The organism is Mucilaginibacter koreensis, assembly GCF_054783355.1.
The window spans coordinates 1,029,080-1,041,000 of sequence record NZ_BAAGQS010000001.1 but is presented as its reverse complement, the minus strand read 5'-3'; the positions used below and the strand labels follow the sequence as shown (position 1 = coordinate 1,041,000).

14 protein-coding genes are annotated in these 11,921 nt (G+C 41.5%); 5 read left to right on the top strand and 9 right to left on the bottom strand.

What is annotated here, in order from left to right:
* Positions 1 to 56 precede the first annotated feature (56 nt).
* Entirely contained in the window at positions 57 to 575 is a 519-nt protein-coding gene (locus ACYVNW_RS04615) for a hypothetical protein (RefSeq protein ID WP_460678670.1), read from the bottom strand.
* 74 nt (positions 576 to 649) lie between these two features.
* Complete coding sequence (locus ACYVNW_RS04610) at positions 650 to 1,768, bottom strand: alpha/beta hydrolase fold domain-containing protein (protein ID WP_460678669.1); 1,119 nt, start codon at positions 1,766 to 1,768, stop codon at positions 650 to 652.
* A gap of 99 nt (positions 1,769 to 1,867) precedes the next feature.
* Between ACYVNW_RS04610 and ACYVNW_RS04605 the strand changes: the two genes are divergently transcribed.
* The 3 genes from ACYVNW_RS04605 to ACYVNW_RS04595 all read left to right on the top strand — a co-directional run bounded on the left by ACYVNW_RS04605 (position 1,868) and on the right by ACYVNW_RS04595 (position 5,183).
* Positions 1,868 to 4,078: a penicillin acylase family protein gene (locus tag ACYVNW_RS04605; RefSeq protein WP_460678668.1), complete on the top strand. Its 2,211-nt coding sequence runs from the start codon at positions 1,868 to 1,870 to the stop codon at positions 4,076 to 4,078.
* 46 nt (positions 4,079 to 4,124) lie between these two features.
* Positions 4,125 to 4,604: a hypothetical protein gene (locus tag ACYVNW_RS04600; protein ID WP_460678667.1), complete on the top strand. Its 480-nt coding sequence runs from the start codon at positions 4,125 to 4,127 to the stop codon at positions 4,602 to 4,604.
* A gap of 186 nt (positions 4,605 to 4,790) precedes the next feature.
* A complete protein-coding gene (locus tag ACYVNW_RS04595) occupies positions 4,791 to 5,183 on the top strand; it encodes a DUF2147 domain-containing protein (RefSeq protein WP_460678666.1) in 393 nt (130 codons plus the stop codon).
* On the opposite strand, the gene trxA is transcribed toward ACYVNW_RS04595, so the two are convergent.
* From trxA to ACYVNW_RS04570, 5 genes are all read right to left on the bottom strand, one after another.
* On the bottom strand, positions 5,180 to 5,476 hold the full coding sequence (gene trxA / locus ACYVNW_RS04590; protein WP_460678665.1) for a thioredoxin: 297 nt from the start codon (positions 5,474 to 5,476) through the stop codon (positions 5,180 to 5,182). The genes ACYVNW_RS04595 and trxA overlap by 4 nt on opposite strands.
* 61 nt (positions 5,477 to 5,537) lie before the next feature.
* Positions 5,538 to 6,239, bottom strand: coding sequence for a DUF481 domain-containing protein (locus ACYVNW_RS04585; RefSeq protein ID WP_460678664.1), 702 nt, complete (start codon positions 6,237 to 6,239; stop codon positions 5,538 to 5,540).
* A gap of 48 nt (positions 6,240 to 6,287) precedes the next feature.
* Positions 6,288 to 7,538, bottom strand: coding sequence for a DUF2130 domain-containing protein (locus ACYVNW_RS04580; protein WP_460678663.1), 1,251 nt, complete (start codon positions 7,536 to 7,538; stop codon positions 6,288 to 6,290).
* 185 nt (positions 7,539 to 7,723) lie between these two features.
* Entirely contained in the window at positions 7,724 to 8,245 is a 522-nt protein-coding gene (locus tag ACYVNW_RS04575; RefSeq protein ID WP_460678662.1) for a hypothetical protein, read from the bottom strand.
* The gene (locus tag ACYVNW_RS04570; RefSeq protein ID WP_460678661.1) at positions 8,235 to 8,714 is read right to left on the bottom strand and encodes a hypothetical protein; all 480 of its coding nucleotides are present in this window, start codon (positions 8,712 to 8,714) and stop codon (positions 8,235 to 8,237) included. Before ACYVNW_RS04570 ends, ACYVNW_RS04575 begins: the two co-directional genes overlap by 11 nt.
* A 161-nt stretch (positions 8,715 to 8,875) precedes the next feature.
* On the opposite strand from ACYVNW_RS04570, the gene ACYVNW_RS04565 reads away from it, so the two are divergent.
* A complete protein-coding gene (locus tag ACYVNW_RS04565) occupies positions 8,876 to 9,568 on the top strand; it encodes a class I SAM-dependent methyltransferase (RefSeq protein WP_460678660.1) in 693 nt (230 codons plus the stop codon).
* On the opposite strand, the gene ACYVNW_RS04560 is transcribed toward ACYVNW_RS04565, so the two are convergent.
* Both ACYVNW_RS04560 and ACYVNW_RS04555 read right to left on the bottom strand, forming a co-directional pair.
* Positions 9,555 to 10,364: a M90 family metallopeptidase gene (locus ACYVNW_RS04560; protein WP_460678659.1), complete on the bottom strand. Its 810-nt coding sequence runs from the start codon at positions 10,362 to 10,364 to the stop codon at positions 9,555 to 9,557. The two genes, ACYVNW_RS04565 and ACYVNW_RS04560, sit on opposite strands and share 14 nt — an antisense overlap.
* A gap of 61 nt (positions 10,365 to 10,425) precedes the next feature.
* The gene (locus tag ACYVNW_RS04555) at positions 10,426 to 11,382 is read right to left on the bottom strand and encodes an SMP-30/gluconolactonase/LRE family protein (protein ID WP_460678658.1); all 957 of its coding nucleotides are present in this window, start codon (positions 11,380 to 11,382) and stop codon (positions 10,426 to 10,428) included.
* Between the two features lie 71 nt (positions 11,383 to 11,453).
* Here ACYVNW_RS04555 and ACYVNW_RS04550 point away from each other — a divergent pair, with 71 nt between their 5' ends.
* The gene (locus tag ACYVNW_RS04550) at positions 11,454 to 11,912 is read left to right on the top strand and encodes a DUF4268 domain-containing protein (RefSeq protein WP_460678657.1); all 459 of its coding nucleotides are present in this window, start codon (positions 11,454 to 11,456) and stop codon (positions 11,910 to 11,912) included.
* Positions 11,913 to 11,921 lie beyond the last annotated feature (9 nt).

Sequence of the window (11,921 nt, the reverse complement as noted above, 5' to 3'; positions counted from 1 at the left end):
TAAACAAAAAAGGCTTCAGTTAAACTGAAGCCTTTTTTATATCTATATAGTTTTGTTTATGAAAGTATACCGTAAGGGCTAAGTAGTACCCCTTCGTGGTTGTTGGTTACGCCGGTAGCATAACTATCATCATCCACAAAAAGCTTTTCATTATCAATAATAATGTGATGGCCGTTTACCCAAAAATTGCCACGAATGATAAATACAGCATCTGCACCCTGAGCTTCAATTTCATTATAAATATGGCTCTGCAAAGATGAAAAGTCTTCTTCGGGCAGTTGGTGAATTTCAAATACAACATCGTTGTTTTTGCTTAAAGTAAGTATATCATCTGCCGCATGGGTGTGGTAACCGGTAATGTTATCAAAATCATTAGTGCTCACTTTTACAGGTTGGCCACCTTCTACATTAAAGTTGGCTTCGATAGTTAAAGCAGTATGGTGGGCATCATGCTTCTTATTCGGTTTATAAGAAGTAACGCGCAAAAATTCGGTCTGAGTATCATTATCCGCATAGCTGATTACCGGCTGGTGGCTGATGTAAACGTTACTGGCTAATACAAATGCATATTTCATGGTAGTAAGTATTTAATTTATGCATAAGTAATAAGCAATCTTTACAAAATGTTTTAAGCTATTTCCAGGTGAAGCTAATGAGTTACAGCTTCTAAAAATCTCAATACTGCGTAAGTGGAGAGCTGCCCTCCAGGCCCGCGTAAATTATAATCAAAACCGTGCGTTGCCCATGGTAAAGTCAGAAAATAATGCTTGATACCATATTGCTGTAATTTAGCATTTAAGCGCTGGCTATGTTCATAAGCTACCAGTACATCGTTTTCGCCATGTATAATTAAAGTAGGTACTGTATGTGCATTCACAAATTCGAGCGGCGAGCTGTTTCTGTATTGTTGTGGCACTTGTGCATAGGTGCCTCCCAAATAGCGCTCCATGATTTTGTTCGAATCAAATACCAATGGATTGGCGGGCGCTGAGTAGCCCCAAACCATATCTGCGGGGCCATAGAAATCAATTATACCTTTAATGCCGGTATCTGGCGATTGATAAGCAGCCATCAAAGCAATCTGCCCTCCTGCCGATCGCCCTAACAATACCAATTGGTTAGTGTCGATAGCTAACTCCTCGCAATGCCGTTTTAAATATCTAATCGCAAGCCGGGTGTCCTCCAGAGGTGACGGGTAACGATATTTTGGCGAAAGACGGTAATTAATAGATGCGACCCGGTATCCAGCTTTTGCCAATACGCTATTCAATTCAGGCAACTGCTGGCTATCTCCCCCACTCCAGGAACCGCCATGAATGACGATGACACATGGCCGTTTGCCTTGGATTGATGATTGATAATAATCAAGTGTCAGACTGGTATCGCTATTTTTTGTGTAAGTAAATGTATGGTAAGTTGTCTTTGCATCACTGTTAAATAGTGCTTTTATACTAAATGCCTTCTCTGAAACATTTCCACTGTTCTGAAAAGATGCATTCATTTCAGCGCCTAGAGTTTTGGCAATAATAGCTGCTCTAATGACCGGGCTTATAAACAACAGCATAGCTAAAATGCCGAATACCGTCCCCAAAACTTTAAATTTTTGTATCCATATGCCGCTAATTATCAGCAATAATGTAAACAGGAAAAACAGCCATCCATACTCTGCTACAAAAATGGCTGCAATCCAAAACGGATAAGCCGGCGCTTTAAATATAGTAAGTAGGGATAACAAGAAAAGCAGTAATAAGCCGATAAAGCGAGACATAAAATTTTAGAATTTTCTAAATATACTTGAGCAAACCGCCTTTTTATTATTAGCGACTTGATTTTTATTATATTCATCACAGTTTAAGCTCTAAACACCATGAAAAGATTTTTGCTTGGCTTTGCGCTTTGCCTACCCCTATTTACATCGGCACAAAAGTTTACTGCATCAGAAATTAAAAGATACGAACAGCAAGCCCGGAAAGTGAATATCATACGTGATCAGTGGGGCGTGCCTCACATTTACAGTAAAACCGATGCGAATGCCGTTTTTGGATTGATGTACAGCCAGTGCGAGGAAAACTTTAAAGGCATTGAACTCAATTATCTGTACCAATTAGGCAAACAGGCTGAGGCAGGTATAAAAAACACGCTTTATACTGACATTCAGTTACAACTGATTGCCGATAGCACGGATGCCATACGGGAGTATAAGCGCAGCCCTGTATGGTTTAAAAAGTTATTGGATGCTTATGCCGACGGGATAAACTATTACCTTTATAAACATCCGGAAACCAAGCCAATGGTGCTCACCCGCTTTGAGCCCTGGTATGCGCTGATGTTTACAGATGGCAGCGTAGCAGCCACAAGTACAGGCGGCATTGCCCTGTCTGAAACAGAAAAGTTTTATAACAACGGCGAACTTATGCAAATCGGTGCCTTAGCGCATCCGCTTTTGAGTTTGGAGGAACAGGTAAATGCAAGGGAGGTGGGTTCTAATGGCTTTGCTATCAGTCCATCTAAATCGAAATCCGGACATGCTATGTTGTATATCAACCCACATGTGCCGTTTTACTTTCGTTCGGAGGTGCAAATGGTAAGCGATGAAGGCTTGAATGTATACGGCGCAGTAACATGGGGGCAGTTTTTTGTTTACCAAGGCTTCAACCAGCATTGCGGGTGGATGCATACCAGCAGCAATGCTGACGTTGCCGACCTATATGCGGAAAAAGTAAGTCAGAAAAATGGCAAATGGTATTATGAATACGACGGGCAACTGAAACCGGTAAAAACCCGGCAACTTAAATTTTATGTAAGACAGGAAAAAGATCAGATTGTTGAAATCCAAAAGACCGGTTATTACACGCATCATGGCCCCATACTTGGCAGCCGCAATGGCAAATGGCTGGCTTTAAAGCACAACAACCGTTCGTACAACGCGCTGCTGGAGTCGTGGTTGATTACAAAGGCCAATAATTTGGCTGAATACAAAAAAGCCATGAATTTACTGCAAAATACAACCAATAATACGGTGTACGCAGATGACAAAGGCAACACTATACTTTGGTATGGCAACTTCATGCCCAAGCGCGATCCGGCATTGGATTGGACACAGCCTGTCGACGGCAGCATGTCAAAAACTGAATGGCAGGGTCTGCATCCGCTCAAAGAGATTGTACAGGTTGTAAACCCCCAAACCGGATGGATACAAAATTGCAACTCCACTCCTTTTACAGCCTCGGGCAGCAGCAGTCCTTTAAGTAAAAAATATCCCGCTTATATGGCACCCGATGGGCAAAATTATCGGGGTGTAAGAGCCGTACAGTTGTTTAGCAGTACAGGGAAATTGAGCCTGGATCAGTTGATCAGTACTGGGTATGACCATTACTTAACAGCTTTTGATGCCGTATTGCCACCTTTGTTCAGAGCTTACACCAGCGCCGCCGATTCGCTAAAACAAAAATTAAAACCGGCAATAGATACCCTGCAACGTTGGTCGAGGTATTCTTCTGCAAACTCCATTGCTACTACCCTCGCTAATGAGTATGGAACTTTGGTTTTTAGTTTGCTGCCCCGCCCGGCTTCGAGTGAGGCGGGTACTTATCAGACTCAAAGGGTTGAAACTTTGCTGGCTAATTTAAGTCAGGCACAACAACTTACTTTATTCACAACAGCATTAAACCAATTAGCGCAAAAATATGGTAGCTGGCAGATAAAATGGGGCGACGTTAATCGTTACCAGCGCTTAGCTGATGGTACATTTGACGATAATAAAGCGAGTTTACCTGCTGGTGCAGTGGCTTCTACATTCGGGCAGCTACCTTCTTTTGTAAGCCGCTCGCAAAACACTGTTAAGCGCTATGGCTACTCAGGGAACAGCTTCATTGCTGCGGTGGAGTTCGGACCGAAAATCAAAGCTAAGTCCATAATTACCGGTGGGCAATCTTTCAATGGTGATTCTCTACATTTTACTGACCAGGCACAACGCTATCTCAACGGGGATTTTAAGGAGGTACTGTTTTATAAAACGGACGTGCTAAAGCACCAAACAATGAGCTATCGTCCCGGAGAGTCTCATCCGGCTATATGAGATTAGGCTTAACAATTGTATATTAGCTTTGTAGAAATTTATTGAAGTGAAACGAATTTTACTGTTGCTGCTTATGCTTGGCAGTCATTTCATGCTGCGTGCACAAACTATAATGATGTCCGACATGATGAGCCTGATTAACCTGCCTGAAGATGAGGCCAAGGGGTACTTAAACTCAAAAGGGTTTAAGTTAAAAATCATTTCACAAGTGGATGGCTTCACCGTAAATCAATTCGAAATAACCCAGGCTGGCAAGCAAGAAACTGTAGTATATGGCCAAAACAGTAAGGCGGTCGATGGAACCGTTTTACATACCATCCGGTATTCCACCAATTCGGCTCAATACATAACCAACCTGATCGCTAATGCCAAGAAATCCGGTTTGCAAATGGACTTTCAAGGCAACGACAATTATAAAAACATCTATTTCTTCAACAGTACCTTATATCGCGCCAGCATCTTCCTAAATTTTAACAAAGCTTATGGCTTGGTTGAAATTCGGGAAAAAGACCTGAGTGGCGGATAAAGCGAATTGTCCATAGCCTGACGTTGTAAGCTTGCTGTAATTGAAACAAACTGCAATACATGACGCTTTAATGATTATATTGCATTTTAGCGTATCACAAACCACTTACAGTAAGTTATGCACTTTAAACAATTAGGCCTTCTATTAACTGCTGCAATACTTATATTATGTACAAGTGCCAAACGTATGACGCCGGATAGCGACCGTGTTCTTGGCAAATGGATGTCGACAGAGAAAAATCTTTTAGTGCAGGTATATAAAGATGGCAGTTATTTCCAAGCCAAAATATTATGGTTCAGTGATAAGGATGATCCCTCGAGGCCCATTGAAACCAGAGTAGATTACAAAAACCCGGACAAGAACTTAAGAACCCGCAAACTCATTGGTATGACGGTGTTAGAAGACATGGTATACGTTCCCAAAACAAACTCATGGGAAGGTGGCAAAATTTATGATGCTGTTTCAGGCCGGAAATGGAGTTCTGCTGCGTATATCAATAATAAAGGCGAGCTAAAAGTTACCGGCTACTGGCACTTTAAATGGATAGGACGCACCCTTACTTTTACCCGGGCAGATTAAGCATTCGCTACCAAAATATTCTTCAAATCGTTAGCAGCAACTAACCCACTTTGGCGCCATTTGGTTTGCCCGTTTTTAAACAACATCAGCGTAGGCACGCTTTGTATATTGTAGGCTTGGGCAACTGCCGGATTTTTGTCTATATCAATTTTGAGGATGGTCACGCTGTCACCTACAGCATCCTTTACCTGTTTTAATATCGGAGCCATCATTTTGCATGGGCCGCACCATTCGGCTGAAAAATCAATCAATACTGGCTTATCGGAATTAATCAGTTCATTAAAAGCTGCCATGGCTGTGTTTTTTAATTTTATGATTAACAAAATTTTACAACAAGCGTTTGCCGGTTATTATTTAAAAGTAATAGTCAGCTGTTAAGCCATAGGTAAACAACAAGTTTTCACTTTGTGTGCGGTTCATCTTGTTATAATTAAATGCTGCGTTTAAACTTAACCATTTGCGCAATTTGAAGTCCACACCAATGTTAGCTCTGATAATATAATCGCTGCCTTTAATAAGTGAATTTTGCAGGAAGCTTCCACTGTTTATGGTCATGATGTTTTTAACCACAAATCTGAACTGCAAACGAAGCGAGTTACGGTACGTAGAATATACATTGCTGGTGGAGTCGGTTAAATACAAATCGCTGCGATCATACAGTATACCATCGCTTATATTTAAATAGGCATTTGGCCGGTCAAACAAGCTATATGCTACCCCTGCTCCAGCTAATAACTGTGCATTAATTTTTAACGAGTAGCTGGTGTTATAATTGGCCAATCCCCAATAGTAAAAATGCGGGAAAGATTTATACAGATTGAAATTGAGGTAAGATGAGTAATCATTATTGGTTAACACACGGTTTGACTTGCCGTAAACCCAACTGTTGGAAGTGTTGAATAAAAAATCTTTCTTCTTAATTTCAAATAATAACGAGTTGTTCAGCAGATAAGAACTGCCGTTATCAGCCTTATTGATAGACCCGGTAGACGCATAGTTTACGCGATGAGTTAGAGTATCGTTAAATTGTGCATTAGCAGTTAAGCTAACCAGCATACTGAAAAATGCAATAAAGTACCTCGCTATTTTTATTCTCAACAGATCTTAATTAATCAGCAATACTTCTTCATCGTCAGTTAAGCTCAATTCTATCCCATCGCTTCCGGCAATTCCTTCTATAGAACCTCTGATGTGGGTGGCACTCAGCAACACTTTCTCCAGTTGTTTTTCACGCATCTTCCACAATTTCTCCATGGCATCGCGCTCCTTTAAGATAGACATACGCATACTCATAAAGCCTTCGCGGAGCGCTTTCCACTGTTCCGAAAATTCATTGCTCATCAGGTAATCATACAGCAGCTGCATTTTATCGCCTTTATTCTCCTGCGAGCGAATTAAATTTGAGGTTTTAATGATGCAGTCGCGAAGAATGTAAGAAACCGGTTTTACTTCTTCAAAAGAGCAAATCCATACGCCGTCTTTTTCGCCAAAGCAATCCATTTCTTTCGGATAGCATTGCGTTACAATTACGGCCACGTCAGCACCGATGTTTCGCATGTCTTTTTTCAATTTCTCAATCCACTCATGCGAAAACTCTTTGGTACGTTTGCTTTCATAGATAATCTTACCACATTCCTGCCCGAATTGATTTCGTACGGTTTGCACACAATCGGCGCCCCGAATGCCCTTGCCTACCTCATTTACTAAATCAAACGGGAAATAGCTGCGCAGTAATTCTTCCAGTATCAGTTCCTGAGCTTCACCTTGCAGTTGCATAGACCCCTGTTCGGCCTTACGCTTCATTTCATCAGCCAGTTTTTTCTGCGCGTCCAGCTGCATTTCAAGTTCTTTGAGTTTGAGCTGATATTCAGAATCCTTTAATAAAAACCGTTCTGCTTCCTGTTTCCTGATCTGCTCTGCTAATTCCTGGCGCTGCTCCTGTAACTTGCGTTGGGTAATAATTTCGAGTTCCTGCTCGCGTTGTAACAGGCTTTGTTCCTTTTGCAAAAAGTCGAGTTCTTTTTGCCGCGACTGCTTTAACTTTTCCTCCGCATCTTTTACCGAAGTATTCAGCAATTGCAGCTGTGTTTCGTAATCAGAGGCAATAGTGCGGCGCAGGTGCTGTTCCATCGTCTCCTGCATCTGGCTTTTCTCTTGGGCTATACGTTGCTCAAACTGCGCTTCCTGCTGTTTGTATTTAGCCGAAAATTCGTCCTCCTTCTTCTTGAACTCCTCTTCCTTTTTTTGAGTGTATTGCTGCATTTGATTGCGCAACTGTTTACGGTATTCTTCCGTCATCACCTCTTCAATAGGAAACCCATGCTGACACTTAGGACATTTTACTTCAGTAGCCATACTCCGCTGCCTTTAAATATTTAAAGTTGAAGTTAAAGGAAAAGTAGTTAATGAAGAGCTTTAAGTTATCAACATACCTGGTAAGGTGTTGAATATTAAATCGTGTTGTAATTGCTGTTCGGCTGGTGTCAAATGAAAAAGGCACCAAGCTTTTGCCTGATGCCTTATTGAATGCTTATGTACAATCAACGCTTTAATTGCTGCACTTGTTGGAGCTGTTGCAATTGCGTTTTTAGTTCCTGAACTTGTTGCTGATTGTGGCGGTTCTCTATGTAAAAATAGATAGCTGTAGCTAAAAATATTTTACCCAACACAAATACAGCCGCAAACACCCAGCGCCATGCCTTATGAATTTTCATATGGCTGGATTGCGCCTCTACCTCGATAAAATGCGGTTCATTGCTGCGGTTATGCGTTTCTTGCCTTTGCTCCTGCCTGTTGCGGAACGGAATGACTTCGGCCTCCTGGGTTTTTATCAACCCATCAATACTATCTTCAATTCGCCCCCACAAAGCAGGCGGAGGGGGAATTGCCATTTGCATAGCCAGTGCCTCCATGTCGGCTTCCAAATGATTGAGGGCTTCCCTTACTGCCGGAAACTCCTTTCGCATCCTCATCACCTCTTGTTCTTCCGGCTCTGATAACGAGCCCACAACATAAGCTTCGAGTATGCCGCTTGATATATAATGTTGTACGCTATCTGCCATTTTTAATGATATTGAATGCTTCTTTTAAAGTACGTTTTATGCTGTCCTCCGGTTCTTTCAGTTCTGACGATAGTGTGGAAATGGATTTATTATGATAATAGATTCCACAAAAAACAGTACGCTGCAAGGAGTTCATTTGCGCCAGGTTACTTCCCGTTTGTTTCCAACGGCTGTTCAGTTCATCATCCAGTTGATTGCAATCTGTACGCGAGGCGGTAAATTTGGCCAGCTTAGATTTGGCCAATAACTGGAGCTGCACCCAAACACTTTTTTCCGACGAACGGAAGTTGTCTAAATACGCAGGCAACTCGTTAAAAATGTCAATTAAAAAAACTTCAGCTTGCGGACGGTCGCGTAAAACCTCGGTGAGGTAACCTAATAACATACCGCCATAGCGATCATAAATCTCACGCGTGGCCGACAAATTACTGTAAGCAGGTGAATCTTTTGCAATAGTTTGTAGTTTCACTTAATAGTTTTTGATTATCAGGGCTTGACTATAACTTAAACAAATATAACAGTAAAAAACGTAAAATATCTATACAGTTCACAAACACTTTCCTTTGAGTTAAAAGAGTTACCAAAAACTGATAGTGGGATAAATTGTAAAAATAAATTTACTTTGCTCGCATGTTTATAGATGTTACCGGCCAGGCCATTCATGACTTTTTTACGGCTAACCGACCTGCAAAGTTGTTCATCAATAACAAGTATGGCTCAAAAGAAGAAATGCCGGTGTCTACTTATTTTCGGAATGAGCAAGACATGCCTGAACTGGAATTAGTGGCCTTACAGCACTGCAAAGGTCATATATTAGATATTGGAGCCGGTGCGGGAAGTCATGCATTGATCCTACAGCAGCGCGGTTTTGATGTGGTTGCATTAGATATATCTCCACTCTCAGTAAAAACAATGCAGGACCGAGGTGTAAACAATGCAGTTTGTGCTGATATCTTTAGCTATGAAAATCCCCCCTTCGATACGTTATTGCTCCTGATGAATGGAATAGGTTTAAGTGGTACGCTTGATGGATTATCGAGTTTTTTGGAGCATGCTAAGTTGTTAATGAACACTGATGGGCAAATACTGTTAGATTCCTCCGATGTGAGTTACCTGTACGGGTACCAACCTAAACCGAAGCATAAATATTATGGTGAAGTGGATTACCAATATATCTACAAATCGCGTAAAACGGATTGGTTTACCTGGTTATATATAGATTCTGATACACTTACCCGTATTGCAAACGTACAAGGCTGGCAAACGGAAATATTATTTGATGATGGTTACGATCAGTACCTGGCTAAACTTACACGGATTTAGCAGGTGTATTATCAGTATCATCTTCTGCAGGGTGCTGATTGAACATTTTGGCCAGCGCCTCATACAAATCAGGGTGTTTAACTTTAAACTGATCCGGCTTTTCGAAAAAGTATTCAGCCACAACAGCCAAAAATTCGGCTTCGTTAGTTAACGCATACGGGTTGATATCTGAATGGCCTGCCTCGATACGGTGCATCTCCTGATGAATCATTTTTAACCATGGGATGGTGCTGCTATGTTCCATCAAGTTCTCGGGCGTGCCGTCAATTGCACCATCACTTCCGTCCACCAAGTGCACAAACTCATGTATGGCTGCATTTTCCTTTCCCGAATCACCGGCAAATCCTTTTATTAATGCCGCACGCGACAGAAGCATTTGCCCGTTCATAAACCCCGAACCTACCATGCCCATAATGTTACGATTCTCACCTTCGAACTGGAAATCGTTATTGAAAGTATCAGGATAAACAATAACATTGGTTAGGTTAGGGTAACTCCAGTCATCAAAATTCAGTATAGGTATGACTGCACTGGCAGCAACCATAATACGATCTGTGTCGGTAAGTTCAAAACCAATGCCCTCTACCCTCACGGTGGTCAAAAACTTTTCCACTTTTTCAATAAACCGCTTTTTCAAAGGCGCGTCGATCTTGCTGTAATAAGGAATGTGCGCAGCCAACTCTTTCCCGTAATCCATATTAGTGTCAACCGCTGCAATAAGTGTGTTTTTGCGTTTGAATATAAAATATGCACTTATGCCAATAACTGCAATAACAGAAACAAGTATATAAACCATAATCAAATTGTTATCACTAATTGAAAACAAACATTTTGAACCATTAAGCAGGTAAAACTACCTACTCCACCCCATGCACATTCATGGGCAACCGGTACAGGGCTTTTGATGCCGTAATAAACAATATATTTTTGTTTTGCCCCCCGAAGCATACATTTGCTGCCCAGGGTTGGGGCACAGGTATGTGCGCAATAATTTTACCCTGAGGGTTAACTATGGTTACACCGTTACCGGCCAGATACAAATTGCCCTGATTGTCAAGCGTGATTCCATCAGCGCCTTTATTGACAAATATTTGTTTGTTGCTTAGCTTACCCTCTTGGGTGATGGTATATTTGTATGTCTTGTTGGCTTCTATATCGGCCACAAACAGATATTTGCCGTCAGGTGTTCCAACAATGCCGTTGGGTTTCTTCAGGTCATCCGCTAACACTTCGGGAACAGTGCTCCCCTTGGCTAACCTGTATACTTTTTGTCCATCAAGTTCACTCTGCTTACGGGTCCAATAATCGCGCTGATAGTATGGGTCTGTAAAGTAGATATTATCACGAGGGTCTATCCACAGGTCGTTAGGGCCATTTAACCGCTTGCCATTAAGGTTATCCATCAACACTTTAACTTTGCCCTTGGGGCTGATGGCCCATAATTGGTCATTTTCATCGGCGCAGGTAACAAGATTCCCCTCATGGTCGATATAAGTACCGTTTGAGCGCCCCGCTCCCTCTTTAAATAGCTTCAAATCTCCTCTAACCGAATACATCCATATTCTGTTATTGGGCTGGTCGGTAAAGTATAAGTTTCCTTTCCGATCAACCGAAGGCCCCTCCGTAAAGCTAAATTGATCGGATACCAACTCTGGTTGAGTTTGGTTATTGATAAATAATCCGGTAGTATCAGCCGCCTTAAAATTTTCAACGCTTGGGTTTACCATGCAGGCGGAGAACGCAACCGTTGATTTTGGTTCAATGATAGCAACGGCAAGCAGTATAACAACACTAAATTTTTGGAGATTACGCATAGATGAATGTAAAGTACAACGTTAATTATAAATTGCTGATTGTTATAACGGCTTACTGTTAAATTTGCTTTATGTATTCAAAAGAACAGGCATCAGCGCTGCGACAGGCTTTCTGGACAACCTTCGGTCAATACATCGCACCACACCCATTGGCTGATGGTTTGAAGATTAACTGGATTAATTACAAAACCGGCATCAAACATATCAATTTCCGAATGGTAGCTGAAGACAACATGGCTGAAGTTGCTATTGAGATTTCTCACCCAGATACCGGATTGCAAGAGCTTTATTTTGAACAGTTTAAAGAATTGAAAAATGTATTGCAAGATGTATTACAAGAAGAATGGAATTGGGTATTGCATACGTATGCTGACGGAAAAGTAGTTAGCCGAATTTTTACCCGAATAGAAAAAGTAAGCGTATTCAATCGCACCGACTGGCCAACGCTTATCAGCTTCTTTAAGCCCCGCATTATAGCTTTAGATGAATTTTGGAGCATGGCTAAATACAGTTTCGAAGCGCTGCAATAATGATCTGCA